Consider the following 24,949-nt stretch of genomic DNA (forward strand, 5'->3'; position numbering starts at 1 on the left):
GGACTGAGATGAGTGCACGGCGACCTGGCCGGTGCTGTCACACTCCATGAGGAGACGCTGGCCCGGCGTAGACAAGCACTTGGCGACGACCACCCCGACACTCTCGTCAGCTGCGAGGAACTGGCTCGCACCTACAAGGAGTGCGGCGACCTGGATCGTGCCGTCTCTCTGCACGAAGCCACACTCACGCAGTACCAGCGACCTCTAGGACCACCCCATCCCGCCACGCTGAACAGCCAAAATGGCCTAGCGGCGACCTATCTCACCTCAGGCAACGTGTCCCGCGCTCTTCCGATGTACGCCGCCGTCCTCGCCCAATGGCAGCAGGCGCTCGGCGACAGCGATCCCGAAACCATCACCAGCCGGAACAATCTCGCCTACGCCTATCCGACCGCCGGACGCCCAGACCAGGCAGCGCAGCACCTCGAAACGGCCCTGGCCCGGTGCGAGGAGGTCCACGGCGAGGCGCACCCGGAGACCATTGCCATCCGCGCGAACCTCGACTGAGCCTACCGGGACGCCGGGTACCCGGCCCGTTCGCTTCCACTGTTGGAGACCGCGGCCGGGCAGAGCGATCCGCTGACGGACGTGTCCGCGCTGCGTGCCGAGGCCGACCGGCTGGCCGCGACCGGAACCGCTCCGCCCGGCCCGCTTCGCGGTCTGCCGACTCCGCCCGACGACCGTGGAGTTCTGGTGCGCGGACCCGGACCGCCTGCACCGCAGACTGCGCTACGACCGCCGGAACGACGGCTGGCACGCCGGCCGGCTCCAGCCGTGGCGCCGCAGAGCGTGTGAAGCCCTAGAGCCGTAGAGCCGCAGCGACCGTGAAGCCGTAGGGCGACCATCTGCTGTCCGCCGCCCGGCTGCGGCGGGCCGGGGAGGTGTTCGGCCCGGTGGTCTACGGCTGGTACGGGCAGACGGAGGCCAGTCTGATCACCGAGGTACGGCCGCACGAGCACACGCTGCTCGGCCGGATGGGCCAGGTCACCGCGGGCCGCCCGGTGCCCGGGGTGGAGATCGCGGTCTGCGGGGAGACGGGCGGACAGCTGCCCGCCGGGCGGAGCGGGGAGATCCGGGTCGGCTCCCCGCAGGTCATGACCGGCCACTGGAGACAGCCCGAGCTCAACGCCGAGGTCCTGCACGACGGTTGGCTGTGCACCGGGGACGCCGGCTATCTGGACGAGGAGGGATACCTCTACATCGCGGGCCGCTACAAGCAGATGATCAAACTGGCGGTGGGCCTTCAGGTCTTCCCGCCGAGCTGGAGGCCTTCCTGCTCACCCACCCGGCCGTGGCGCAATGCATGGTCTTCGGTGTGCGCCGCCCGGACGACGCGGAGGACATCCACGCGGCGGTCGTCCCGGCCCCCGGCCCCCACCCGGACCCCGCCGCGATCCAGGACTTCGTGACCGCGCACCAGGGCCCCCTGCACACCCCGAGCACCGTGCACGTCCTCACCGAGATGCCGCTCACCCCGGTCGGCAAGCCCGACAGACCCCGGGTGCTGGCCCGACTCGGCCTGACGGACGAGAACTTCGCCACCTCTTGAGCCCTGAACGCGTTCCGCAGGCCTATGTTCCCCCAGGGGCTACCGCTCAGTAACCACTCGCTCGTACGCTGCCGCCAACTCACCAACAGACCAAGGGAGTTGGGTCATGCGCGTTCTCAGACGGCTGGCGGCGGTCGCGGCCGCCGGGGCCCTGTTCGTCCTGGCGGGCGGTACCGCGCACGCGGACACGGGGTCGCCGAAGTTCTCCGCGGCCACCACCATCGGCACGCACAATGCATACGACAAGGCCAAGTACACCTACTGGGCGCAGGCGCTGGACTCCGGGGCCTCACTGCTGGAGCTGGACGTGTACGTCGACAGCATCAGCAAGCGCTGGCGGGTCAGCCACAGCAACCCGTGGGGCGACAACAACAACTGCGAATACGCCAACACCCCCAGCCAGTTGTACAGCCAGGCCACCAGCCAGGACCTCGGCAGCTGCCTGGACAACATGGCGGCCTGGGAGCAGCTGCACCCGGACCACGCGCCCATCGTCGTCAAGGTCGAGATGAAGGTCGGGTTCAACCAGACCATCGGCCTGGGCCCCAGCGCGTTCGACACACTCGTCTCCCAGAAGCTGGGCAGCAGTGTGTACAAGCCCGCCGACCTGCTCGGCTCCTCGTACTCCACGCTCGACGCGGCCGCGAAGGCCAACGCCTGGCCCACCCGTGACCAGCTCAAGGGCAAGTTCATCTTCGAACTGATCCCGGGCACGGTGGAGGAGGCCAACCCGTTCGACCACTACTGGACGGACCAGGAGTACGGGGACCACCTGCGCGACCTGTACGCGGCCGGGAACATCTCCCAGGCCCAGGCCTTCCCGGCCGTGCTGGGCGCGGCGAACGGGGACCCGCGCACGAGCCGCTACGACTCCTCCATCCAGCCCTGGTTCGTGTTCTTCGACGGCGACGCGGCCACCTATGTGAACAACGGCTACGACACGTCGTTCTACTCCACGAACCACTACATCCTGATCATGACGGACGCCTACAACGTGTCACCGGCGATCTCCTCGACCGGTCCGACCGACGCCGAGGTCGCGGCCCGGCTCGCGCTGCTCGCCGCCGACCACGCCAGCATCATCACATCAGACTGGTCGACCAAGTCGGCGGCCGTACTGAGCGCGGTCTCGGCCCGGAGCTGACCGAGACCGACCGAGCCGGACAATTCACGCGTCCACGCGGATCCTCCGTGCCAGGCTGGGGAATGGGGAATACGGAATACACAGTTCCAGCATCACTCCCCACTGGCACCCAGGGAGCCCCCCACATGCTGCACGGCATCGATGTGAGCGCGTACCAGTCCGCCACCTACGACACGGACGGCCTCTCCTTCGTCTTCATCAAGGCGACGGAGGGGCGTTCGTACGTCAATCCCAAACTCGCCGCCCAGACCAAGACCGGGCGCGACGCCGGACTGGTCGTCGGCTTCTACCACTTCCTCTGGCCCGGCAACCTCACCGCCCAGGCCGAGTACTTCGTCCAGCACGCCCCCGAGAGGGCCGGCGAGATCCTGGCCGTCGACTGGGAGACCACCCCCGAGGGCACCCACGCGACCAACGCCGAGAAGGACAGCTTCATCCGCAAGGTGAAGGCACTCCGGCCGAACAACCGCGTGATCCTCTACACCAACCGGAACTACTGGCTTACCGTCGACACCACCTCCTACGCGGGAGACGGCCTGTGGATCGCCGACTACGTGCGCGCCGGTCACCCGCGCATCGAGGCCGACTGGCGTTTCCACCAGTACACCAGCGATCCGTACGACAAGGACGTGGCGGACTTCGACGACGAAGCGGACCTCAAGTCATGGGCGAAGAAAGAAGACTGAGCCTTCATGGCGGATCCGGCAGGTTTCAGGGCGGTGCGCCGGGGCGACACTGTGAACCGTGGTGACCAGCCCGACCCCCTTCTGGGAGGCCCTCGACGCCGGCGACCGTGCGGCGCTGCTGCGGGCGGCGACGCAGGTCCCGCTCGCCGCCGACCGGCAGTTCCTCGCCCAGGGCGAGGGCTCGGACCATCTCGTCGTGCTGCTGCACGGCTGGGTCAAGGTGGTCGCCCAGTCGCAGGCCGGCTACCGCGCCCTGCTCGCGTTGCGCGGTCCGGGCGAACTCCTGGGCGAGCAGGCCTCGGTGGAGAACGGCCGCCGCTCCGCCACCCTGGTCACGGCCACCGCCGCGGACCTGCTGCACCTTCCGGCCAGCCGCTTCCATGTGCTGGCCCGCGCCCGTCCCGGCATCGCCGCGGCCCTGGAACAGACCCTGGTACGACGGCTGCGCGAGGCGGACGCCCAGCGCGCCGGCATCACCGAACCGGTCCCCGCCCGCCTCGCCGCCCTCCTGCTCGACCTGGTGGAACGCTGCGGCCTCCCGGAGCCCGAGGGGCCCGGCCGCCGGATAGGGCTCAGCCTCTCCCAGGACGATCTGGCCGGGCTGCTGCTGACCTCCCGGCGGACGGTCAGCCGGGTCCTGGAACAGTGGCGGGCGCAGGGCTGGATAGTGACGGGACGTCAGACACTGGCGGTACGGGCGGTGGACCAGTTGAAGGGGCAGGCGTTCGGCGGGTGAAGGATCCGGTCAGCAGGATGTGTGACTCACCCCGCCCTTCGGCGCCTTGAGGATGCGGTAGCCGCCGGTGTCGGTGAGCTGGTAGGTCACCGTCCAGTCGTCGCAGGTGTCGTCGGTGCTGCCGGACGGGCCGTAGCCGGCGGCCTGGTGGCTGCGGAAGTTCAGCGTGGCCATGGTGTACCCACCGTCGGTGGTGAGGGCGCTCAGCATGAAGCCGCTGTCCCGGGTGGTGGACATGACCTTCTTCCACTGGGCCCGGCTGGAGCTGGAACCCAGGTCGACGGCAGCGGAGTTCGGGTCGTAGTACTTGAGTGCGTTGTCGTAGTCCTGTTCGTTGATCGCGCCGAAGAACTCGGCGAACATCGTGGCCACGTCCTCGGCCGCCGGGTCGTCGGCGACCTGGGAGTAGTCGACGGTGGCGCCCGTGGTGACGGCCTGGTCCGGAGTGGGTGTCGGGGTGGGGTCGTCGGTGGTGGGGTCGGTCGGGCCGGGGGTGTCGGTGGTGTCCGAGTAGGGGCTGGCGGACAGCGTCGTGGGCGACCCGGAACCGGAGCCGCCGGTGGGGTGCATATGGGTCACCGCGTAGCCGCCCACCCCACCGACCAGCACGGCCGCCAGCAGCCAGCCGACCACCTTGCCGCCCGCCGACGAGGGGGCCGGGCGGCGCAGCGGCGGGGCCGAGGCGGGCGCCGACTGGGCGAACACCGCGGCCGGCGATCCCCCCGTGGGCGGCTGCGCCCCGGTCCGCGCCTGCGCACGGGGCTGACCGGTCTGGGTCTGGGCCTGGGCCTGGGCCTGGGCCGCACGGAAGGCCTGGGCCGCCTGGGCCGCCGCCTGCTGCTGCCCGGCGCGGTGGTGCGCCAGCTCCAGCGGCTTCAGCCACTCGATGAGGGCGGGGCGGCGCACCGGGTCCAGGCTCTGGGCGCGGGAGGCGAGGTTCGCCAGTTCGGTGGAGACGGCGCGCAGCGGGACGAGGTCGGTGCTGTCGAAGCTGCGGCTGAAGATCCGGGCGGCGAGCAGCCCGAACTTCCAGGAGTCGGAGGCCGGCGTGGCCTTCTGCTCGGTGTCGGGCACCTCCCAGTCGGGCGTGGCCACCTGATCCAGCACGTCCCGGCCGAGGCAGCGCATGGAGTCGCAGTCGATCAGCAGACAGCGGGCCTCGCCCTGCGGCCCCTGGAGGGTGAACAGCACGTTGTTCGGCGAGAGGTCGCCGATCACCACCTGGCGCCGGTGCAGCCAGTCGAGGGTGCGGGCCAGGTCCAGCAGCAGTTCCAGGCGCCGTACGTCGTCGACGAGCAGGCCGATACGGGTGGCGTAGGCGTCGTCGTTGAGCAGGTACTGCATCGCCTGCGGTTTGGCCTCGTTTCCCGGCGGGATGCGCACCTGGTACGACGCGGGCACCCGGCCCATCAGGAAGCCGACGACCTCGGTCCCCTGGTTCCTGGACGGCACCGGGTCCTGCGGGTCCGGTCCCCGGTACGCCAGCACGGTCGGCCAGGTGAGCCGCTCGTCCAGGAAGGCGCGCTCGCCCGGGGTGAGCCGCTGGCGGAAGCAGACCATCTCGTACAGCGCGTCGGCGGCGTAGACGACGTTCTTCCGGTACTCCTTGTAGACCAGGGTCTGGCCCGGGAACAGCCCGGCCGGGTCCGGCACTCCGTAGACGATGCCCTGACCGCCGTCGCCCAGCCGTTGGGCCTGGTAGGCCCCGAGTTTCTGGGGCAGTACCCAGGGCACCCGCACCTCGGTCATCGTGGCCCTCCCCGTGGCCACAGGGCCAGCAGTGTGCGGTCGTCGTCGAAGGTCTCCCGGTAGAAGTCCAGGGTGAAGGCGAAGGCCAACGGCGGTATGGGGGTGGCGAGTTCGTTGGTGAACAGGTCGGCCACCCGGCCCCGGCCGTCGCCGACCGGGTCGCCGAAGCCGTCCGTGCCGACGAGCAGCACCATCCCCGGGTCGAGGTGCACGGCCCGGGGCCGGATGTCGGCGGGCACGTACGGCAGGGGCTGTACGGCGGAGGAGACCAGCCCGTCGGAGCCGAGCTCCTTGCCGCCGGACAGCCCGTACAGCTGGCCGTGCTTGATCGCCCAGACCCCGGAGTCGCCCACCGACACCAGCGCCACCTGCACACCGTCCGGGGTGGGGGTGGCCGCCCCGGCGACCAGTGTGGTGGCAAGCAGGTCGGCGGTCTCCTCCATGGTCGCGTCCTGGCGGCGCAGCAGCCGGGCGGCCTGCTCGCGCAGCTGCCAGTGGACGGTGCCGAGCAGCTTGCCCCAGTCGGTGACATGGCCGCCGCTCGCCCGGACCTGGTCGAGGAGTTCGCCGACCGCGCTGCGGCAGGCCAGCTGGGAGCCGATGTGCGGCTGGCGGGCGTCGGAGACGCCGTCGGCGACGGCGAACACCACGGCCTTGGAGATCTCGTCGTAGGCGGCCGCGGCATCGTCCTCGCGGGGGCGGCCCTCGGCCCGGTGGGCGTACCCGCGGACCGAGGCGAGCCGCAGGTCGAGCGCGTCGGTGGACCAGCCGTCGCACACGGTGTCCGGGCGGTACGACAGCCCGCCGGCGGGCGGCCGGTAGGTGAAGCCGGGGGCGGCGCCGTCGATGAGGATGGGCTGCCAGGGCCCGTCCAGGTCACCGGCGGACGCGGGCGGCGGAGCCGGTGCGTACTGCGGCCCGGCACCCGGCAGGCCCGCGCGGCTGGTGGGGGCGCCCGGTGGCCAGCCGCCGTCCCTGTCGACGTCGTACACCGAGTCGCCGTGCCCGGAGTCGCCGTGCCCGGAGTTGCCGTGCCCGGAGTTGCCGTGCCCGGAGTCGCCGTGCCCGGAGTCGCCGTGCCCGGAGTCGCCGTGCCCGGAGTCCGGTCCGCCGGGGCGGCCCGTGCCGGGGGCGGCCGGCGGGAACAGGGCCGGTGGCGGCCCGGGCGGCGGTGGCGGTGATCCGTACTGTTCGCCGCGCTCCTCGCCGGAACGCCGGCTCGGGAAGATGGGCATCTCAGATCACGTCGATCGCTACGGTGAAGCCTTCCGGCTTGTCCACCACGAGCTGCGGGGAGGCGGAGCCGAGCGAACGGCCCGAGGAGATCACGCTCTTGGTGAGTGCGGTGCAGAACTTGGCGATGGCCCCGCCGACGTCGACGCCCTTGTTGGCGACGAACCCGAACTGCGGCTCGGTGGCGACCTGGTTGATGGTCTGCGCGTCGGCGTCCACGATCCCGCAGGCGATGATGTTGGGCGCGCCGTGGGTGACTTGGCGGTCGGTGAGTCTGCGGTGGGCGTCCTGCCAGTCCTCGCCCCGGTTGGGCAGCCCGTCGCTGAGGAAGAACACGGCGGGGCGGTGCACCTGGTAGCCCTCCCTCTTGAGGTCGGCCACGTCGTTCGGTATGCGGTTGATCAGGTCCTCGAAGGCGGCCAGGTAGCTGGTCATGCCCCGGGTGCGCAGCTCGGGGAACTCCCCCGCGCTGCGCAGGTCGACGAGGTGGACACGCTCGACCACGTCGTCGGAGAAGCCGAGCACCGAGAAGCGCACCTTGGCGGCGGCCATGGGCTCGCCGAGGAGTGCCTGGTGCAGTGAGCGCAGGCCGTCGTTGAGGTCGTCGATGTGCTCGATCATGGAGCCGGACTCGTCGGCGAGGACGTAGATGGGGAGCAAGTGCCCCCGGTTGCTTTCCACCATCGTCTTTCCGTTTCTGGCGAGTTGGGGAGCTGTGGGTCGGGTCAGTAGGCGTCCTCGGCGCGCCGGAAGCCGTCGGGCGGGTTGACCGAGAACTGCGGGTCGCCCGCGGCGATCCGGCGGCCGTAGCCGACGACGCTGTCGCGCAGGAACACCGCGCAGCTGTGTGCGGCGGAGACGGCGTCCTGGTGCGGCGGGGCCATGAACCCGAACTCGGGCCGGGTGGCCACGGCCCGTACCGCGAAGGTGTGCGCGCGGCCGACGCCGAGCGCGATGACGTGCGGCGCGGCTGGGTTGCCGGTGGCGTCGGTGAGGGCCCGGTGCGCGTCACGCCAGTCGTCGGTCTCGTCGTGCGCCCCGCCGGTGACGAAGTACACGATCGGGCGCAGCACTTGGGCGCCCTGCGCCTTGACGACCCCGACGTCCTGGGCGACGACGGTCCGCAGCTGCTGGAAGGCGTGGCCGTACGACAGCCCTTGGCGGCCGGTGAGGATCGGGGTGCGGGTGGCGGTGGTCACCGTCTCCAGCTGGAGCCGGGGTTCGGTGGTGGCGGCCATGCCCAGCACGGACAGCCGGATGCCCGCCGACACGTCCGCGGCGGCGGCGAGGGCCGCGTGCAGGTCGCTCAGGCCGCGGTTGAGCTCCTCGATGCAGTCGGGCGCGGACTCGTCGAGGACGAGGTAGATCAGCGCCGCGTAGGCGGGCCGGGCGACCGGGGTGACCTGGGTGGGTGTGTAGGCCGGGGCGTACGGCTGGGACGGCGGCTGCGAGTACGGAGGCTGCTGGTACGGAGGCTGCTGGTACGGCGGTTGGAGGTGGGACTGGGTCTGGGTGGGGCCGGAGGCGGCGGCCGAGGGGAGCTGGGCGGCGGGCGCGTCCCAGGGACGGGCGCCGGGCAGCTGGGGTGCGCCGGCGGTGGGCAGCTGGCCCGCCCCGGCGGCCCGGCCGACGACATCGGTCAGGAGCTGCCGCATCACCTCCAGGTCGCCGGCCTGGACCAGGTTCTTGTCGGCCATCGCCTGGAACAGGGCGAGCGCACGCTGGTTCTGCAGCTCGGCGGTGGCGAAGCGGGCCTCCTCCAGCTTGCGCAGCATCTCGAAGGCGCCGGCCGCGTCCTCGGGGTGGGTGTTGAGGTACTGGCGGATCAGGCCCTCGCTGTCGATCCGGGTGCCCTCCAGGGCCTTGGCCTGCCGGGCCGCGGCCTCCATCTGCAACTCCTGCTGCTTGGAGTCGAGTTGCCCCTGCCGTACGACGGCTCCCAGGTTCGGCGTGTGTTCGGCCTGGCCGAGCGTCTCACGCCGGCCGGCCTCGATCAGGGACTCCAGGTAGGCCTTGGACTTGGCGTCGGGCGCGACGGTGACCTGGCAGCCGTAGATGATCAGGCCCTCGGCGAGCAGGACCTGCTGGGCGCACTTCTGGTTGAGGAACATCTGGAGGCCGAAGGAGTCCTCGATCGCGAACCGCTGCCCGGCCGCGTGGAAAAGGCTGGTGAGGTAGCCGTGGACGACGGGCAGGGCGTCGTCGATGCCGGAGCGCACCCAGTTCTTGGCGCCGTCGAAGCCGTCGATGCGGAAGCAGAAGTCGACCCGGACCTCGAAGGCGTGCACACCGTCCCGGGAGACCAGCGGGTTGCGGCCGAGCACGGCGCTGCGCTGCCGGGGCCGCAGGTCGACCTCGTAACGGGTGCGGTATTTGGAGAAGACCTGTTGGGACGGGGTCATCGGGCGGCCGTCGAAGCACTCGACCTCGCCGGCCGCGGTGGCGTAGACGACCGCGAGGTGCGGCTGGGTGGCCTTGGTGGGGCCGACCGCCATACGCGGCACGGGTTTCCGCTCGGCGATCAACGAGACCTGCTCACTCACCGGGCACCTCCTGACGGGAACGAGACCGGGACCGGCTCACTCACCGGACACCTCCTGACTGGGTGGATGCGGCTGCCTTCAGGGCGGCGCCGAGCACCGCCGCCGTGCGGGGCAGCGGGCGGAACCGGTCGCGGTCGGTCCAGTGGCGGGCGTAGCGCTCCAGGAGCAGCGCGGCCCGGGCACTGCGGGTGGCGACGTCCTCGACGAGGACCCGGACCATGTCGTCCAGGAGCTGCGGGTCAGCCTCGGCGCGGGCGGCCCAGGCCTCCAGCACCCCGCCGGCCTCGTCGGCGAACAGCTCGCCGTTGATCACCTCGGCCCACAGGTAGCCGAGCAGGCGCCGCAGTTCATGGCCGGGCGGGGCGTCCGCGGCCAGCCGGAGCAGGGTGGGGCGGCTGCGCCGGGCGCCGGCGGTGCCCGGCTCGTCGGTGACCAGGAGGTTGGCGAGCATCAGGAAGACCAGGTGCCCGGAGGGGCGGCTGGCGCTCTCGTGGGACATCTCGGCGATGGCCCGCAGCACCACCGGCGCATGCGCGTCGACGTCCTCCTCCAGCAGGTCGGCGAAGGCGTCGCCGATCTCGATGGCGACCTGGATGTGGTCGACGGTGCCCAGCCGGGTGAGCGCGAGGACGGCCCCGGACAGATCGGTGCCGCCCAGGCACAGGCCGTAGGCGCGGGCGGCGGCCGCCTCGAACTCCCAGTCGGTGCCCATGTACCAGCGCTCGACCAGCCCGCGCACCCCGGGCCGCAGCGCGGGGCGGCGCAGGCAGACGCGCAGGGCGTAGGCGACGGCCTCACGGCGCAGATAGCCCGTGGTCTGGTCGCGCACCCAGTCCGGGAAGACCTGGGTGGCGACGTACTCGAAGGACTCGGTGGCGATCAGCCCCAGCGCCGTACCGGCGTAGCTGCGCACCTGCTGCGAGCGCCGGTCGACCAACCCGCCGAGCCAGCCGATGAGTTCGTGCTGGATGCGGTACTCGGACCACACGTGCCGGATGATCCGGGCCGGGTAGTCGGGGTTGCGGTACTCGGCGACCGTGCACGGCAGCCAGCCGAAGTCGCCGAGGGTGAGGGTGGCCACGGTCCGGGCGCGCAGCTTCTCGGCGAGCAGCCGGCGGGACTGGCTGAACGGGTCCTGACGCAGCGGCACCGGACCGGTCTCCACACTGGCGGTGAGGACACCGCTGTCGCTGCGGAACCGGTCGAGCAGCGCGCTCGCACCCATGGCGACATGCTCCTGGGGCAGTCCGCCGAGTACGGCGAGGGCGATCGCCTGGGTGCGCAGCCCGGTCTCGCCGAGCCCCTCGAACCACTCCTCGGGCCCCTCCCCGCCGGTGTGGTCCATCCTGGTGCGCACCCGCTCGGGGTCGATGGCGCCGCCGCCGTGTTCGTGCGCGAGCACCTCGGCGAGCCGGGCCGCGTCCCGGCAGGCGGCGGCCGCGTCGAGGAGTTCCTCGGTGAGGTCGCCGATCCCGGCGGCGGTGAGCGCACCCTCGGCGTCGTCGTCGCCGAGCCGGTGGAAGAGATGGGCGCGCAGGACGTCGGCCAGGATGTCGGGGCGGGCGATGCGCTGCACGTACTCGCCGACCCCGCGCCCGAGGTCGGTCTCCGGAGCGGCGATCAGCACGAGATGGGCATCGGCACGCAGCAACAGATCTTCGAGTCCGTCGAGCTGAGGTCCGCGCAGCTCGGCGAGGTCCGCCGGACGGTCCACCAACAACCCGGCGCCACTGCCGAGTTGTCGGAGGTCGTTGAGCTGGGTCAGTTCGGCGACCGAGTCCACCTGGTAGAAGCGCTTGGCCTGGGCGGCTATCAACAGCCGCACGGCAGCCGCGTGTTTGCCCGCACCTGCCGGACCGCGCAGCACGACCGAACGGCGCTGCCAGGCGTCGGCGACGACATCGTCCCAGCGGGGCGGGGCCTGGAAGGTGTGCCGTACGGTCTCCACGGCCTGGGCGGGCAGGGTGCGCAGGACGAGCCTGCGGTCCTCCCCCACATTGATGACGATCTTGTCCCCGTCGAAGACATCGCCGCCGATGCGCCCCCAGGCCGAGCGCAGCAGCCCGGCCCGCAGACTGCCGGCGCCGGCCCGGCCGGTGGCCTCGCTGGCGCTGCCACCGGCGCCGACGCTGTTGTCGGGAGGCGCGGCGGCCCCCGGCTGGCCGGCACCCGGCGCCGCGTGCCCCGCCCCGCCGTCGCCGCCACCGGCCGGGGCCGAGGAGCCGGCCGGACCGGACCCCGCGACACCCGCGACACCGGCGGCACCGGCGGAGGCGGCGGACCCGGCAGATGCGGGCACGCCGCCCCCGGGAGCGCCTCCCCCTGCGCCCCCGGCACCCGCGGGAGCCCCCGCACCGCCCCCTCCCCCACCCCCGGCCCCCGCTGCCGGAGGGGTGCTCATGCGCCGTCCTCGGGAGTGCCGTCGGCGCCGTACTCGACCTTACGACCGTTGACGTAGTCGCCCTTGATCTCGATGAAGTCCCCGCGTACGGCCATCGCGCCGTCGCCGACGGCTATCTGACTGTCCGTTATCTGGTACGGCACAGGCGACGGAACCGGGCTCCCCAGTTCGGTCCCGCCGCCTGCCGCCCCCGCGGACCCGCCCGTGCCGGGAGCGTCCCCCGGTCTCGCTCTCTCACGTGGCGGTTCCCCCGAGTCCGCGGGGAGTCCGGGCGGTGCCGGATAGCCGGGCACGGTGACCCAGCCCCGGCACGGTTCGCCGTGCTTGGTGACGAAGTCGGCCGGCAGGTAGGCCGCCGGGTCGATGCCCGGGTAGCGGCCCAGTACCACCCTGCGGTGGAGCTCGTCGGAGACGACCAGCACCATCCGGGCCCGCCCGGCGCGGGCGAGCACCTGCTTGACCGGTCCCGCGTCCACCAGCCGGGCCAGGTCGTTGATGCCGGCGCCGGTCCAGCGCTGGCCCCGGCGGATCACCAGCCCCTGGTTCAGGCCGACGCGCAGCCGCATCCGGTGTTCGTGGTTGAAGGTGTCGCGGTGCCGGAGCAGCGCGTCCTCCATGCCGCGCACCAGCTCGCGCAGCAGTCTGGTCGGCCGGGTGTCCGGCGGCAGTAACAGCAGCATGCCGTCCCCGCGGTCCTGCGTCAGCTCCTCGTCGAGCGGGAGCCCGGCGCCGGCCAGCGCGAACTCGACCACGTGGTACAGCTCTTCGTGCAGCGTGGCCTGGGTGGTCTCCGGGCGCAGGCTGAAGTCCTCGATGTCGAGGAGCACGATCCAATAGCTGAGCGGATCGTCCGGAACCACCATGAGCGACCTCCCGTGCCGACGCGGGACCCGTGGTGCGCCCCGCGCATATCTGGATAGAACCTGCTCCCGGCAGTGTCTACGCCATCTGGCGCACAGTGCCCTGATCTCAACGGCTTCGCCAAGGTTTCCGACATAACGTCACACAGACGCGTACGATGCCCCATCCGTGTGCACAGAAACACCCGGGACGGAAAATGTCGTTCCGTCATATTCTGTGAGCGAGAGGGAAGTTGACTGTCGAGCGCCGGAAGTGGTGCGAAGGGGGACCCGGTTGCGACGGTTTCGCGTCCCACCACTGTTGCTGGTGGGCTTTGTGCTCGGGCTGGTGGTCGTGCTGCTCACCCGCTCCTGCGGGGGCGGCGGCCCCGTCTCGTCGGAGTCGGCACCGACATCGACTCCGGCTCCGGCTCCGCCCTCGGCGTCCGCCTCCGTGAAGAGCGACACCGGTGTGCCCGCCCTGTGGCCCGCGCCGAGGAGTGTGCGCCGGGAGAGCGGCTCGGTGCCGATCGGACGGAGCGTGGCGGTGCGGGCCGACGCGGGTACGGACGCGTCGACGCTGGACGCGGTGACCCGGGCGTTGCGGGCGGGCGGCGCACGGGAGGTCCGGGTCGGGGACGCGCCGCGGCGGGGCGAGCTGCTGGTGACGGTGGGCACGACCGCGACCGGCCTGCCGCCGGAGGGCTACACGCTCACGGCGGCCACGACCTCGGCGGGCCCCCGCGTGACGCTGTCCTCCTCCGGCGCGGACGGCGCCTTCCACGCTGCCCAGACCCTGGCCCAGCTGATCCGCCCGGTCGGCTCGCCGTCCCCCCGCGCCGCCCTGCCCGCCGTCAGCATCCGCGACTGGCCGGCCACCGCGACCCGCGGCATCGTCGAGGGCTTCTACGGCACACCGTGGACGCAACGCGAACGCCTCGGCCGGCTCGACTTCGCGGCCCGCTGGAAGCTCAACACGTACGTCTACACGCCCAAGGACGACCCCTACCTCCGCGACCGCTGGCGCGACGAGTACCCCACGGACACGCTCACCGGCATCCGCACCCTGGCCGCCCGGGCCGCGGCCGACCACGTGACCTTCGTCTACGCCCTCTCCCCCGGCAAGTCGATCTGCTACTCCTCGGCGGGCGACCGGGCGGCCCTCGTCACCAAGCTCCGCCAGCTCTGGGACGAGGCCGGGGTACGGGCCTTCGCCATCCCCCTGGACGACATCGAGATCGACCGCTGGAACTGCGCGCGGGACGCGACGGTCTACGGCACGGGCCGGGCGGCGGTGGCCAGGGCGCAGGCGGCGCTGCTGAACGGGGTCCGCCGGGACTTCCTGTCCGCCCACCCGGACGCGGCCCCCCTGATCACCGTCCCCACGGAGTACGACGGCTCCCGCGCGAGCGCGTACAAGACCACCCTCGCGGCCGACTTGGACAAGGACGTCACGGTGATGTGGACGGGCCCCCTGGTGGTCTCCCCCGCCCTCAGCACGGCCCAGGCCCGGGAGGCGGCCCGCCTCTACGACCACCGCATCCTGGTCTGGGACAACTACCCGGTGAACGACTACACGGCACCGAACCTGCTGCTGGGCCCCTACACCGGCCGTGACACCACCCTCCCCGGCGCGGTGGCGGGCCTCCTGGCCAACCCCATGAACCAGGCGGCGGCCTCCGACCCGGCCCTCTTCTCGACGGCGGCGTACACCTGGAACCCCACGGCGTACCGCCCCGCGCAGGCCCTGGACGCGGGCCTGTCGGCACTGGCCGACGGCGACGGGACGGCTCTGACGGCTTTGCGGGCCTTCGCCGACGTGAACCGGGCGTCAAGGCTGGACCCGACCGAGGCCCCGGAACTGGCGGCGCTGATCACGGCGTACTGGAAGGGCGGGGCGACGGCCGAGGACGCGTTGCGCACCCGCCTGACGATCCTCGCGAACGCCCGGACGACGGTCCCGTCCGCGCTCCGCACCTCGGCCTCCCCCTGGCTGTCGGCCACCCACGACTGGGCGGAGGCGGCCCTCTCCGCCCTCGACCTCCGCACCGGCAGATCCACCCGAGCCGAGGTCGAATCCCACCGCACGGCAGCCCGCTCCCACACGGTCCTGGACTGGCAGGGCCGAACACGGACGGTCGAGGTGGGAGCGGGGGTACTGGACACGTTCGTGGCAAGGGTGCTGGGCGGGTAGACCCGTACCGCCGCTCACCGCCGTCCCGCCGCCACGGAGCCCAGCCACGGCGGCGGTTCCCGGCGGTGCCGAACCGGCCGGACCACGCCCCCGGACGAACCCGCGGTGCCGGACCGGCCGGGTCGGGCCATGACCTCGGACGGACCGGCGGTGCCCCGCTGTCGGTCGTTATCCCCGGAAGTTCTCCGGTCGTTCCGCGGACGCCTCCGCCAGGGCCTTGCGTACCTCCTCGACGTCCCCGCGCAGGCCGTACACCGGCGTCCCCGGCTGCTGGCGCCAGGAGTCGTCGATGCCGCCGTTGTCGACCGTGTCGAAGCCGAGTTCGTCGATCAGGGCGCGGACGACGCGCTTGGCCGCCTCGTCGTCGCCGGAGACCGGGACGGCCTGGCGGTCGGGGTCGCCGGCGGGGTGGTGGCGGTCGAGGATGTCCTGCGCGTAGGTGCCGTTGAAGGCCTTGATCACGGCGTGGCCGATCTGGCGCTCGGTCCAGCGGCTCTCCGTGATGCCCTCGTCCTCGATCCCGGCGATCCGGCCGTCCCGCTCCCGCGGGTAGTAGTTGCCGGTGTCGATCACCGCGACGTCCGGCGCCGCGCCGTCCAGCAGGCCTGCCGGCAGGTTCGGGACCGCCTTCAGCGGGACGGTGACGACCACGACCTCCGCACCCCGCGCCGCCTCCTCGGCCCGTACCGCCGTCGCGCCCGTCTCCTCGGCCAGTGCGGCAAGCGTCTCGGGGCCCCGCGAGTTCGCCACGGACACGTCGTGACCGAGGGCGGTGAGCCGCCGGGTCAGGTTGCCGCCGATGTTGCCCGCGCCGATGATGCCGATCTTCATGACACACCCTTCGAAAATCGATGCACATACATACGTCTGTCGTGCGGCATCAACCTCGGGCGCGCCCCGATCATTCCGGACACTGCCCCGTCCGGGCGACCTGGCCGCGGATCAGAGGGCGAGCTTCCTGCGGAAGCACACCCGGTCCTGCCCCGGACCGTCGTAGTCGCTGTGCACGGGCACACCGCCGACCTCCCGGTTCCCGGCTTCCGGCGTGAACCCCATGGCGCGATGGAAGGCGATGGACCCGGCGTTCCTCGGTGAGGTGATCGCGCGCACCTCCGTGCGGCCCGCCTCGGCGGCCTGCCGGAAGAAGGCCGTGTACAGACGGCGGGCCGTGCCCTGTCCTCTCAGTTCCGGATCCACTCCCACGAAGTGGATGTACGCCTCGTGGTCGTTGTCGGCCGCGTGGAAGCCGATGAGGAACGCCTTGATGCCGGCACCGTCCTCCAGGACCAGGCTGGTACCGGAGAAGAACTGCAGGAACAGCCTGGGAAGCAGCAGCGAAAGCTCCTGGGCCTGCGCGGGGGTGCGCGAGTCCCCCCACCACCGATGCACGCAGCCGACGAGCGCACCGTGGTCGGAGACACGGGCCCGGCGCAGTACCGGTATCCGGTCGGTCATCGCGCCTCCGAGCCGTTCGGCCGGTCGACGACCGGGCCCGCGAACGGGTCCGCCAGTTCCGCGCGCAGTACGTCCGCCGCGGCCTCCGCGTCCCCGGCCGCCACCGCCCGTACGAGCGCTTCGTGGGCGTCGTCCCCGGTGTCGGGGTCGGTCGCGCGCAGGCCGGTCAGGGTCAGCAGTTCGATCAGGCCCTCGCGGAGCACCGGGGTGAACTCGGTGAACAGGTCGGCGAGGACGGGGTTGTGCGCCGCCGCGACCACCGCCGCGTGGAAGGCGATGTCGGCGTCGACGAAGGCGGGGTCGTCCGCGTCGCCCGCCGCCCGGCGGCCCGCCAGCGCCTCCTCGATCGCCGTCATGTCCTCGGCGGTACGACGCTCCGCGGCGAGCCGGGCCGCGTGCACCTCCACCGCCATCCGCACCTCGTAGACATCGGTGACCGCGGCCCGGCGCAGCCGCGTCGGCCAGTCCTCGGCGGCCTCCGTGGCGATGACGAAGACACCCGAGCCCTGCCGGGGCCGCACCAGCCCGGCGCCCGCGAGCGCGCGCAGTGCCTCGCGGACCGTGGAGCGGCCCACGCCGAGCTCCTTCGCCAGGGTCGTCTCGCCGGGCAGCCGGGTGCCGACGGGCCAGGCGCCGCCGGTGATCTGCGCGCGCAGCCGGGCGGCGGCCTGTTCGACCAGGGGGCTCGGGCGGACGGGACCGAGGGCCATGCGGTGTCACCAACTCCTCTGCGGACCGACGCGGTTCACAGCAATTGTCACTTGTCTGAGGACCTGAGGAGTGACTACCGTACCGTCCATGACGCTCCGCGGTCTTCTTCTCGGCTGCCGCGGCGGGGCCTGACGCGACCGGCACCCCGCCGCGGGTCGCCGTGCTGCCGGTCACCGTCCGACCGACGAGCCGAGAGGCAGCAGCACCGATGACCCTCCTGTGGAACCCGCAGCGCCCCAGCCCGATGCCGTACCACCGTTACCGCCCCTTCCAGGACCGGGTGGACGTGCCCGTGGCGGACCGGGCCTGGCCCGCCGCCCGGATCGAGCGCGCCCCGCTGTGGGTGCCGGTCGATCTGCGCGACGGCAACCAGGCCCTTGCGGAGCCGATGGACACCCCGCGCAAGCGTCGCTTGTTCGATCTGCTGGTCCGGACGGGCTTCAAGGAGATCGAGGTCGGCTATCCGTCCGCCTCCCGGACGGACTTCGACTTCGTACGGCACCTGGTGACCGGCGGGGCCGTCCCGGACGACGTGACCCCGGTGGTCTTCACCCCGGCCCGCCCGGACCTGATCGACCGGACCTTCGACGCGATCGAGGGGCTGCCCCGGGCCGTCGTCCATCTCTACATCGCCACCTCGCCCGTGTGGCGGGAGGTGGTCCTGCGCCGGGACCGGGCCGAGGTGTGGCGGACCGTGCGCGAGGCGGCCGGGCAGATCGCCCGCCGGGCCGAGGGCGCGCCCGGCGTCCGCTTCCAGTTCTCCCCGGAGACCTACAACCTCACCGAACCCGACTTCGTCCTCGAACTCTGCGACGGGCTGACCGAGTTGTGGGACGCGAGCCCGGACCGCCCGGTCACCCACAACCTCCCGGCGACCGTGGAGATCGCCACCCCGAACGTCTACGCCGACCAGATCGAGTACGCCCACCGCCATCTCGCCCGCCGCGACTCGGTGATCCTCTCCGTCCATCCGCACAACGACCGCGGCACCGGCGTCGCCTGCGCCGAACTCGCCGTCCTGGCGGGTGCGCAGCGGGTGGAGGGCTGTCTCTTCGGCAACGGCGAGCGCACCGGCAACGTCGACCTGGTCACCCTCGCACTCAACCTGTTCGCCCAAGGGGTGGATCCGATGGTCGACTTCGGCGACATCGACGCGGTCCGGGAGACGGTCGAGGAGTGCAACCGGCTTCCGGTGCACCCCCGCCACCCGTACGCCGGCGACCTCGTCCACACCGCGTTCTCCGGCACCCACCAGGACGCGATCAGCAAAGGGTTCGAAGAACACGCCCGCAACGCGGAGGAGTTGGGGGTTCCCGAGTCCCGGGCGCCCTGGTCCGTCCCCTACCTGCCGGTCGACCCGGCCGACCTGGGGCGGACCTACGAAGCCGTGATCCGCGTCAACTCCCAGTCCGGCAAGGGCGGTTCGGCGTACCTCCTGCGCACCCACCACGGCGTCGACCTGCCGGAGCGGATGCGCCCCGGGTTCGCGCGCCTCGTCCAGGAGGTGACGGACGCGAGCGGCCGGGAGGCCACGCCGAAGGAGCTGTACGACCTCTTCCGCGCCGCCTATCTGGCCGACGGCGAGGTCCGGCTGGACTCCTGGGCGGTCCACGAGGAGGCACCGGGCCGGCACCGCTTCGTCGGCACCCTGCGCACGGACGACCGTACCGGCGACCACGAGGGCACCGGCCCCGGCCCGCTGACCGCGTTCGCCGACGCACTGACCGGCGCCGGGTACGTCACGGAGATCCTGGAGGTCACCGCGAGCGGGGCGTACGCCTTCGCCGAGTGCCGGGTGGCGGGGACGACGACGGTCTGGGGCGCGGCCGAGGGCTCCTCGTCGCTGGCCGCCTCGGTGGGCGCGGTGCTGTCCGCGGTGAACCGGGCGGCGGCGCGATGAGCGTCGTACTGCGCGTGGCCGATGTGCACGTGCTGCGCGACGGCCGCGCGCTGGCGCACGGCCCGGCGGCCGAGGTCCTCACCGGTGACCAGGCCGGCAGGTGCTTCGACCTGCCGCTGGCCCTGGAACGGCACGGCGGCCGCTGGACCGTCCGCGTCGAGTCCGGCGCACGGGAATCCGGGGCATGAGAGAGGGGGCGCCCGCGGCTCGACGGCCGGGCGCCCCCTCCCTCTCGGCTCACTTGGTCAGGTGGGCCCAGAACTCGTCGAACGACAGAACCTTGTCGCCGTTCAGGTCGCGGCTGTTGATGATCGCCTGGGCGACCGTCTCGGTGACGTTCCAGTCGCCCCCTTGCGCGAGAGCGGACTTGAACTCGGCGGCGGTGATGAAACCGTCACCGTCCGCGTCGATCCGCTGGAAATGCTCGCGTGCCTCGTCGATGTCCGCCACCGATCCGCCCCTTTTATCCGTGCTTCTACTGTCATGCAGACGTACTGTCGCAGGTCAGGTTAACGGCCCGGCCACGCCTTCAGCGCGGCGACCACCCAGCCGAACTCCTCCTGGTACTGCGGCGGCGTCTGAGCGCCCTTGATGACGTTCGCCAACTCCCGGTAACGGGCGACCTCGTTGCCCAGGTCGATCCGGCGCAGCACCGCCGCCCGGTCGGTGCCCTCGCCGAACACCTCGTTCAGTACGGCGTCCGCCTCGGGCGACTCGGGGGCCACCCCGCGCTCCCTGGCCGCGCCGACGACGTCGACCAGCCTGCGGAAGAACCACTGCGAGGCGCCGGCCGGGGTGTCCGCGTCCCGGTCGGCCGCGTTGAGCTCGATCATCCTGCGCATCGCCGCCCGGAAGTCCGGGGTCTGCAGCAGTTCGGCCAGCTCCACCCAGGCGTCGACCTGCTCGGGACTGGGATCGTCGGGCAGCGCCACCCCGAGGGTCCGGGTCCGCTCCCGGATCCACGGATCGGCCGTGTCCAGCCCCTCGAAGATCTCTTCCACGAAGTCGTCCACGATCCGCTGCCGCTCCGCCGCCGACAGCCGTGCCAGTCTGTTCATCAGGGTCATCTCCTCCGCACTCGAACCGCGTCGTGCCACAGTCGACAGCACCGCCCGGGTCACCTTCAGGGAGCGGATCTGCGCGTCCAGCGCCGCCACATGCGCCGCCGCGACCTCCGCCACGGTCCGCTCACCGGCCAGCACCTCGCGCACATGTCCCAGGCCGAGGCCCAGCTCGCGCAGGGTGCGGATCAGCTCAAGACGCGCGAAGGACTCGGCGTCGTAGAGCCGGTAGCCGCCGGCGGAGCGGGTCACCGGGGTGAGCACGCCCTCGTCGGACCAGTAGCGGATGGTGCGCACGGTCAGTCCGGTGGCCTTCGCCAGCTCTCCGATGGTGAAAAGTCCGGTGCCGTCGTCGATCATGTCTGCGAGTGTGGGCCTTCCAGTGGGTGGAGACTCAAGGAGCACGGTGGCAGAGACACTGCGGGACATTCTCGACGCGGCGGCCGAGGGCGTCTTCCCGCCGCCCGACGGCCGTACGACCGTCGTGGCGCAGCCGTCCCCCCGGGACGCCGGGGTACTCTCCTTCACCGCGCACTCGGTGGTCTTCGTCGACGAGGATCCGGAGTGGGTGTACGACACCCTGCGCGCGACGCCCTCCGACCCACTGGCCGCGTCGATGAACTCGCGTTTCCTCACCGCCCTGATGGACCGCACGGGCCGGGAGCAGGAGACGATCGACGGGCTGCTGGTCGCCGGCCCGCTGCCCGGCCGCCCGGACCTGCCGCTGACGGAGCTCACCGGCCCCGACCACTCCCGGGTCGCCTACGCCCGAAACCGCCGCGACGAGGTGCGCGCCTGGGCGGCGGACGGCGGGGTGGTGGTGCTCGGCCGGGGCGTCGCGGGACGTCTGGAGGTCTCGGTGGAGGTGGACGAGGGGGTACGGCAGCGGGGGCTGGGCCGGGCCCTGGTGACCGCCGCCCGGCACCTCGCCGGGGAACCCCTGTGGGCGCAGGTCGCCCCGGGGAACGCCCGCAGCGTACGGGCGTTCCAGGCGGCCGGCTATGTGCCGGTCGGCGCCGAGGCGCTGCTGCTGAAGGTCTGAGACTCAGCGGAAGACGCCCGTGTGCCCCAGCGAATAGCGGCCCGGCTGCGGGTAGACGGCGAGTCCGTGCGGGCCGCTGCCGACGTGGATGCGGGCCAGTTCCCTGCCGGTGCCGGTGTCGATGGCGTACACCTCGGAGTTGTAGCGGCCGGACAGCCACAGCACCTTGCCGTCCGCCGAGACCCCGCCCATGTCCGGGCTGCCGCCGCCGGGCAGCCGCCACTTGTCCGTCAGCCGGTTCCGGGTGAAGTCGAAGACGGAGATCGTGCCCTCGCCCCGGTTGGAGATGTACATCACGCGCGAGTCCCGGCTGACGTAGAGCCCGTGGGCGCCCTTGCCGGTGTGCAGAAGGGTCGGCTTGGTGAAGCGGTCGCCGTCCAGGATCCACAGCCCGTCGGCCATCATGTCGGCGATGTAGAACAGCTTGCCGTCGGGCGACATCTTCACGTCCTGCGGCATCGCGCCGTGGAACGGCAGTTTCTCCTGCCGGAGCACCTCCATCTTCTCGGTGTCCACCTTGAGCACCTCACCGCTGAACTCGCAGGACACGATGAAGTACCGGCCGTCGAGCGAGAAGTCGGCGTGGTTGACGCCGTAGCAGGTGACCGGGAGGGACTTGACCGTCTTCATGGTGTGCGCGTCCCGGAACACCAGCGCGCGGTCCTGGGAGGCCATCACGATCGCGTACTTGCCGTCGGGGGTGAAGTACAGGTTGTACGGGTCGTGCACGGCGACCGGCTTGCCGACCCGGCCGGTCTTCGGGTCGATGGGGGTGAGGCTGTTGCCCAGGTCGTTGTTGACCCAGAGGGTCTTCATGTCCCAGGACGGCACCACGTGCTGCGGCTGCCGGCCGACCTTGACGGTCCTGATCACCCGGTAGGTCTTCGGGTCGATGACCGAGACGGTGTCGGAGTTGGTGTTGGGGACGTAGACCAGGGACGGGAAGTCCTTGACGACCGGTGACAGGTTGTTGGGCCGGTCGGCGGCGTACACGTCGTGCGGGTCGAGGACGGGGGGCATGCCCGGCAGCCCGTCGACGACCTGGTTCGCCTGCGCCTGCGCCTGCGGAGGAGCGCTGCTGTGCGCGGCCTGTTCGTCGGGCTGCCCGGATCCGCCGCTGCACGCGGAGAGCAGTGCCAGGGCGGCGAGGGCGGCAGCGGCGGCCGGCAGACGGACGGCTTTCGTGGTTCGCATCAGCTCAGCAGCTCCGTGGTGGTGACCGCACGCAGTCCGCGGCGGTCGAGTTCTTGGAGTACGGCGGGGAGGGCGGCGACCGTGTCCGGGTATCCGAAGTGCATGCTCACCACCGAGCCGCCGGTGGCCTCCGCGAGCACCTTGCGGGTGATGGCCGTGGCGCCGGGCCGGGTGTAGTCGAGCGAGTCGACGTCGTACGACAGCACGTGCGGGTAGCCGACGTCGGCGGCGAGCCGGACGACGAGCGGCGTCGCGGTCGGGGCCCTGGACGGGCGGAACCACCGGCCGATCGAGCCGGTGAGGCGTCTGAGGCGCTCCGCGCAGTCGGCGATCTCCTTGCGGGCGTCGGTCTCCGACATGGCGTTGATGGAGATGTGCCGCTGGGTGTGGTTGCCGAGGTCGTGACCGCCGTCGAGGACACGGCGGGCCATGGCCGGGTATGTGTCGAGCCAGGTGCCCACGGCCAGGACGGTGAGACGGGCGCCGTGTTTCTCGGCCGTGGTGAGGAGTTGGGTGGCCAGGGTGGGGTCGCCCTGGCCGTGGAAGGTGAGGGCCACCTGGGGGCGGGTGCGGGGACCGTGGGTGATCTGTGCGGGGAGCGGCTTGGGGGCAGCTGAAGCCGGCGCCGATGCGGGGGTCGTGGCGGGCGGTGCCGCAGTGGCCGTACCGGTGTTGCCGCAACCGGTGGTGAGTGCGCCTCCGGCAGCAAGGGCGGCGCCTGCGCGGAGGACGTCGCGTCGGTTGGTGGGGGTCACCTGCACCATTTAAGAGGGGTCAGGTAAGAAAATGGGCGATTGACCTGATAAGGGTTATTTTTGCGAGGTGTGGGCCGACGAGGACCGGTCGCACGGTTCCTAACGGTCGGCGACCCGCATCTCGAACCATGTCGTCTTGCCTCGCGGGAGGAGGTCGACCCCCCACCGGTCCGACAGCTTGTCCACCAGGAACAGCCCCCGACCGCTGATGTCCGTGTCCTGAACCGGCATCAGACAGGGCAGCCCCCGGGACGGGTCCCTGACCTCGATCCTGATCCAGCCGGGCCGGCGGCGCATCCGCAGACCGAACACCCGGGCCCCCGTGTGCCGCACCGCGTTCCCCACCAGTTCCGAGACGAGTAAGACCGCGTCCTCGGTCATCTTGGGGCCCAGTCTCCATTGACGGAGGACGACGACCTGGGCGAGCCGGCGGGCCGTCGCCGCGGACTCGGGGCGGGACGGCAGCGGAACCTCCGCCTCCGTCGGGTTGCCGAACAGTTCGATCGCCTTGAGTGCCCGCTCGTCCTCGACCGCAGGCGACCAGCGCGCCGCGGCCGCACGGCTGTGTCCCCGCGGCTGTTCGATGCCCTCCAGCCCCGCCATGCCCCCATCATGGCCGCCCCGAGCGCCCTCCGGGGCCGTTCCGGAGGAATACTCCCCTCGAAAGCCTCCACCCGGCGACAGTCGGTCGGCATATGCCGAAGGCATTTCGGAGGCGCTCACAGCCTGCCCGACCTGCGACGACACCTCATCTCCGGGCAATCGCCAGGCCCCCTCGACAAGGCGGACTTAAGGTTGCCTTAAGGCTCCCGTAAACCGCCCCATCGAGGGACCCGGAATCAGACATCACGTCAATTGCAAGTGGTTCGGGACATTCACAACAGGGCGAAGATCACAGGAACTTGGCCTTGCCAGGCCCTTCCTCGACGAAGCTGCGCATACCGCGCTCACGGTCCTCGGTCGCGAACAACCCGGCGAACCAGTTCCGTTCGACGGCGAGCCCGGTCTCCAGGTCGGTCTCGACGCCGGTGTCGATCGCCTCCTTGGCGGCCCGCAGCGCGATCGCGGGCCCCTGGGCGAGCCTGGCGGCCCAGGCGTGCGCCTCGGCGTGGACGTCGGCGGCGGGCACGACACGATCGACGAGGCCGATGGCGAGCGCCTCGTCCGCCTTGACCATACGCCCGGTGAAGATCAGGTCCTTGGCCTTGGAAGGGCCGACCAGGCGGGGCAACCGCTGGGTGCCGCCCGCGCCCGGGATGAGCCCGAGCAGGATCTCGGGCTGCCCGAGCTTGGCGTTGTCGGCGGCGATGCGGTAGTCCGCACAGAGGGCCAGCTCGCAACCACCGCCGAGCGCATACCCGGTGACGGCGGCGACGACCGGCTTGGGGATCCGGGCGACGGCGGTGAAGGAGTCCTGGAGCGCACGGGCCCGCAGAATCATGGCCGTGTGGTCCATGTTCTGCATTTCCTTGATGTCGGCCCCCGCCGCGAAGACCTTCTCACCGCCATAGATGACGACGGCTCGGACATCCTCGCGGCGGCCGGCCTCTTCCGCCAGCTCCTTGATCCGGTCCTGGGTGGCGACGTCGAGCGCGTTCATGGGCGGCCGGTCGAGGCGGATCGTACCCACGCCTTCGGCGACTTCGAGGGTCACAGTCATGCCCAGCAGGTTAACGCCGGTTCAGCAGCGCCCCGTAAGGGGCGCGGGGCGGTAGCAACGTGCGGCTACCGCCGCGATGGGGGTCCCCACGCTCGAG

At 71.8% G+C, this 24,949-nt stretch carries 26 protein-coding genes; 11 read left to right on the top strand and 15 right to left on the bottom strand.

The features are described from left to right. Positions 1-12: 12 nt before the first annotated feature. The 7 genes from ACIRR9_RS23450 (at position 13) to ACIRR9_RS23480 (ending at position 4,115) form a co-directional block, all read left to right on the top strand. Positions 13-507 (top strand): tetratricopeptide repeat protein, encoded by a 495-nt coding sequence (locus tag ACIRR9_RS23450; RefSeq protein WP_403754945.1) that lies wholly within the window; start codon positions 13-15, stop codon positions 505-507. A gap of 175 nt (positions 508-682) precedes the next feature. Beyond that, the gene (locus tag ACIRR9_RS23455; RefSeq protein WP_403755048.1) at positions 683-811 is read left to right on the top strand and encodes a pyridoxine 5'-phosphate oxidase C-terminal domain-containing protein; all 129 of its coding nucleotides are present in this window, start codon (positions 683-685) and stop codon (positions 809-811) included. A 37-nt stretch (positions 812-848) separates the two neighbouring features. Beyond that, positions 849-1,409: an AMP-binding protein gene (locus tag ACIRR9_RS23460; RefSeq protein WP_403755051.1), complete on the top strand. Its 561-nt coding sequence runs from the start codon at positions 849-851 to the stop codon at positions 1,407-1,409. Continuing rightward, positions 1,304-1,549, top strand: coding sequence for a hypothetical protein (locus ACIRR9_RS23465; protein WP_403755054.1), 246 nt, complete (start codon positions 1,304-1,306; stop codon positions 1,547-1,549). Before ACIRR9_RS23460 ends, ACIRR9_RS23465 begins: the two co-directional genes overlap by 106 nt. Positions 1,550-1,655: 106 nt before the next feature. Beyond that, positions 1,656-2,693, top strand: a complete 1,038-nt coding sequence (locus ACIRR9_RS23470; protein ID WP_403754948.1) for a phosphatidylinositol-specific phospholipase C domain-containing protein — start codon at positions 1,656-1,658, stop codon at positions 2,691-2,693. Positions 2,694-2,818: 125 nt separating this feature from the next. Further along, on the top strand, positions 2,819-3,379 hold the full coding sequence (locus ACIRR9_RS23475) for a glycoside hydrolase family 25 protein (RefSeq protein ID WP_403754951.1): 561 nt from the start codon (positions 2,819-2,821) through the stop codon (positions 3,377-3,379). A 58-nt stretch (positions 3,380-3,437) separates the two neighbouring features. Beyond that, on the top strand, positions 3,438-4,115 hold the full coding sequence (locus ACIRR9_RS23480; protein WP_365347409.1) for a Crp/Fnr family transcriptional regulator: 678 nt from the start codon (positions 3,438-3,440) through the stop codon (positions 4,113-4,115). A 9-nt stretch (positions 4,116-4,124) separates the two neighbouring features. Here the strand turns inward: ACIRR9_RS23480 and ACIRR9_RS23485 are convergent, their stop codons facing one another. From ACIRR9_RS23485 to ACIRR9_RS23510, 6 genes are all read right to left on the bottom strand, one after another. After that, positions 4,125-5,864: a hypothetical protein gene (locus tag ACIRR9_RS23485; protein ID WP_403754954.1), complete on the bottom strand. Its 1,740-nt coding sequence runs from the start codon at positions 5,862-5,864 to the stop codon at positions 4,125-4,127. Further along, positions 5,861-7,099: a protein phosphatase 2C domain-containing protein gene (locus ACIRR9_RS23490; protein WP_403754957.1), complete on the bottom strand. Its 1,239-nt coding sequence runs from the start codon at positions 7,097-7,099 to the stop codon at positions 5,861-5,863. The genes ACIRR9_RS23485 and ACIRR9_RS23490 overlap by 4 nt, the downstream gene beginning before the upstream one ends. Position 7,100: 1 nt before the next feature. Beyond that, positions 7,101-7,781 (bottom strand): hypothetical protein, encoded by a 681-nt coding sequence (locus tag ACIRR9_RS23495; protein ID WP_123974006.1) that lies wholly within the window; start codon positions 7,779-7,781, stop codon positions 7,101-7,103. 41 nt (positions 7,782-7,822) lie between these two features. Beyond that, positions 7,823-9,640 (bottom strand): hypothetical protein, encoded by a 1,818-nt coding sequence (locus tag ACIRR9_RS23500; RefSeq protein WP_403754961.1) that lies wholly within the window; start codon positions 9,638-9,640, stop codon positions 7,823-7,825. Positions 9,641-9,680: 40 nt separating this feature from the next. Then, entirely contained in the window at positions 9,681-11,939 is a 2,259-nt protein-coding gene (locus ACIRR9_RS23505; protein ID WP_403754964.1) for a hypothetical protein, read from the bottom strand. A 98-nt stretch (positions 11,940-12,037) separates the two neighbouring features. Then, positions 12,038-12,904, bottom strand: coding sequence for a hypothetical protein (locus ACIRR9_RS23510; protein WP_123974009.1), 867 nt, complete (start codon positions 12,902-12,904; stop codon positions 12,038-12,040). A gap of 304 nt (positions 12,905-13,208) precedes the next feature. Here ACIRR9_RS23510 and ACIRR9_RS23515 point away from each other — a divergent pair, with 304 nt between their 5' ends. Next, a complete protein-coding gene (locus ACIRR9_RS23515; protein ID WP_403754967.1) occupies positions 13,209-15,074 on the top strand; it encodes a beta-N-acetylglucosaminidase domain-containing protein in 1,866 nt (621 codons plus the stop codon). A 168-nt stretch (positions 15,075-15,242) separates the two neighbouring features. Here ACIRR9_RS23515 and ACIRR9_RS23520 read toward each other — a convergent pair whose 3' ends face one another. From ACIRR9_RS23520 to ACIRR9_RS23530, 3 genes are all read right to left on the bottom strand, one after another. After that, positions 15,243-15,905: an NADPH-dependent F420 reductase gene (locus ACIRR9_RS23520; protein ID WP_123974011.1), complete on the bottom strand. Its 663-nt coding sequence runs from the start codon at positions 15,903-15,905 to the stop codon at positions 15,243-15,245. 111 nt (positions 15,906-16,016) lie between these two features. Next, positions 16,017-16,529, bottom strand: a complete 513-nt coding sequence (locus tag ACIRR9_RS23525; protein ID WP_403754970.1) for a GNAT family N-acetyltransferase — start codon at positions 16,527-16,529, stop codon at positions 16,017-16,019. Beyond that, a complete protein-coding gene (locus tag ACIRR9_RS23530) occupies positions 16,526-17,239 on the bottom strand; it encodes a FadR/GntR family transcriptional regulator (protein ID WP_403754974.1) in 714 nt (237 codons plus the stop codon). The genes ACIRR9_RS23525 and ACIRR9_RS23530 overlap by 4 nt, the downstream gene beginning before the upstream one ends. 209 nt (positions 17,240-17,448) lie before the next feature. Between ACIRR9_RS23530 and ACIRR9_RS23535 the strand changes: the two genes are divergently transcribed. After that, positions 17,449-19,140, top strand: coding sequence for a 2-isopropylmalate synthase (locus ACIRR9_RS23535; protein WP_403754977.1), 1,692 nt, complete (start codon positions 17,449-17,451; stop codon positions 19,138-19,140). After that, positions 19,137-19,328: a hypothetical protein gene (locus ACIRR9_RS23540; RefSeq protein WP_403754980.1), complete on the top strand. Its 192-nt coding sequence runs from the start codon at positions 19,137-19,139 to the stop codon at positions 19,326-19,328. The genes ACIRR9_RS23535 and ACIRR9_RS23540 overlap by 4 nt, the downstream gene beginning before the upstream one ends. Before the next feature lie 49 nt (positions 19,329-19,377). Here ACIRR9_RS23540 and ACIRR9_RS23545 read toward each other — a convergent pair whose 3' ends face one another. Then, positions 19,378-19,590, bottom strand: a complete 213-nt coding sequence (locus ACIRR9_RS23545) for an EF-hand domain-containing protein (RefSeq protein WP_123974016.1) — start codon at positions 19,588-19,590, stop codon at positions 19,378-19,380. A gap of 59 nt (positions 19,591-19,649) precedes the next feature. Next, positions 19,650-20,561 (bottom strand): MerR family transcriptional regulator, encoded by a 912-nt coding sequence (locus ACIRR9_RS23550; protein WP_403754983.1) that lies wholly within the window; start codon positions 20,559-20,561, stop codon positions 19,650-19,652. On the opposite strand from ACIRR9_RS23550, the gene ACIRR9_RS23555 reads away from it, so the two are divergent. Beyond that, positions 20,560-21,243 carry a GNAT family N-acetyltransferase gene (locus ACIRR9_RS23555; protein ID WP_403754986.1) on the top strand — a complete coding sequence of 228 codons (684 nt, stop codon included), beginning with the start codon at positions 20,560-20,562 and terminating at the stop codon, positions 21,241-21,243. The genes ACIRR9_RS23550 and ACIRR9_RS23555 overlap by 2 nt on opposite strands. A gap of 3 nt (positions 21,244-21,246) precedes the next feature. On the opposite strand, the gene ACIRR9_RS23560 is transcribed toward ACIRR9_RS23555, so the two are convergent. From ACIRR9_RS23560 to ACIRR9_RS23575, 4 genes are all read right to left on the bottom strand, one after another. Continuing rightward, positions 21,247-22,437 (bottom strand): YncE family protein, encoded by a 1,191-nt coding sequence (locus ACIRR9_RS23560; protein ID WP_403754989.1) that lies wholly within the window; start codon positions 22,435-22,437, stop codon positions 21,247-21,249. Further along, complete coding sequence (locus tag ACIRR9_RS23565) at positions 22,437-23,201, bottom strand: polysaccharide deacetylase family protein (RefSeq protein WP_403754992.1); 765 nt, start codon at positions 23,199-23,201, stop codon at positions 22,437-22,439. The genes ACIRR9_RS23560 and ACIRR9_RS23565 overlap by 1 nt, the downstream gene beginning before the upstream one ends. A 90-nt stretch (positions 23,202-23,291) precedes the next feature. Then, a complete protein-coding gene (locus ACIRR9_RS23570; RefSeq protein WP_123974021.1) occupies positions 23,292-23,795 on the bottom strand; it encodes an ATP-binding protein in 504 nt (167 codons plus the stop codon). 289 nt (positions 23,796-24,084) lie between these two features. Beyond that, on the bottom strand, positions 24,085-24,852 hold the full coding sequence (locus ACIRR9_RS23575) for an enoyl-CoA hydratase/isomerase family protein (RefSeq protein WP_403754996.1): 768 nt from the start codon (positions 24,850-24,852) through the stop codon (positions 24,085-24,087). Positions 24,853-24,949: the final 97 nt, after the last annotated feature.

This window comes from Streptomyces sp. NPDC101234 (assembly GCF_044767525.1).
Lineage (GTDB): Bacteria > Actinomycetota > Actinomycetes > Streptomycetales > Streptomycetaceae > Streptomyces > Streptomyces sasae.

Coding starts and splice junctions, on each gene's coding strand:
- ACIRR9_RS23475 (WP_403754951.1), top strand. CDS start 2,819: ATGCTGCACGGCATCGATGTGAGCGCGTACCAGTCCGCCACCTACGAC.
- ACIRR9_RS23525 (WP_403754970.1), bottom strand. CDS start 16,529: ATGACCGACCGGATACCGGTACTGCGCCGGGCCCGTGTCTCCGACCAC.
- ACIRR9_RS23530 (WP_403754974.1), bottom strand. CDS start 17,239: ATGGCCCTCGGTCCCGTCCGCCCGAGCCCCCTGGTCGAACAGGCCGCC.
- ACIRR9_RS23485 (WP_403754954.1), bottom strand. CDS start 5,864: ATGACCGAGGTGCGGGTGCCCTGGGTACTGCCCCAGAAACTCGGGGCC.
- ACIRR9_RS23465 (WP_403755054.1), top strand. CDS start 1,304: ATGGTCTTCGGTGTGCGCCGCCCGGACGACGCGGAGGACATCCACGCG.
- ACIRR9_RS23495 (WP_123974006.1), bottom strand. CDS start 7,781: ATGGTGGAAAGCAACCGGGGGCACTTGCTCCCCATCTACGTCCTCGCC.
- ACIRR9_RS23575 (WP_403754996.1), bottom strand. CDS start 24,852: ATGACTGTGACCCTCGAAGTCGCCGAAGGCGTGGGTACGATCCGCCTC.
- ACIRR9_RS23520 (WP_123974011.1), bottom strand. CDS start 15,905: ATGAAGATCGGCATCATCGGCGCGGGCAACATCGGCGGCAACCTGACC.
- ACIRR9_RS23510 (WP_123974009.1), bottom strand. CDS start 12,904: ATGGTGGTTCCGGACGATCCGCTCAGCTATTGGATCGTGCTCCTCGAC.
- ACIRR9_RS23560 (WP_403754989.1), bottom strand. CDS start 22,437: ATGCGAACCACGAAAGCCGTCCGTCTGCCGGCCGCCGCTGCCGCCCTC.
- ACIRR9_RS23470 (WP_403754948.1), top strand. CDS start 1,656: ATGCGCGTTCTCAGACGGCTGGCGGCGGTCGCGGCCGCCGGGGCCCTG.
- ACIRR9_RS23490 (WP_403754957.1), bottom strand. CDS start 7,099: ATGCCCATCTTCCCGAGCCGGCGTTCCGGCGAGGAGCGCGGCGAACAG.
- ACIRR9_RS23570 (WP_123974021.1), bottom strand. CDS start 23,795: ATGGCGGGGCTGGAGGGCATCGAACAGCCGCGGGGACACAGCCGTGCG.
- ACIRR9_RS23550 (WP_403754983.1), bottom strand. CDS start 20,561: ATGATCGACGACGGCACCGGACTTTTCACCATCGGAGAGCTGGCGAAG.
- ACIRR9_RS23565 (WP_403754992.1), bottom strand. CDS start 23,201: ATGGTGCAGGTGACCCCCACCAACCGACGCGACGTCCTCCGCGCAGGC.
- ACIRR9_RS23555 (WP_403754986.1), top strand. CDS start 20,560: ATGTCTGCGAGTGTGGGCCTTCCAGTGGGTGGAGACTCAAGGAGCACG.
- ACIRR9_RS23535 (WP_403754977.1), top strand. CDS start 17,449: ATGACCCTCCTGTGGAACCCGCAGCGCCCCAGCCCGATGCCGTACCAC.
- ACIRR9_RS23540 (WP_403754980.1), top strand. CDS start 19,137: ATGAGCGTCGTACTGCGCGTGGCCGATGTGCACGTGCTGCGCGACGGC.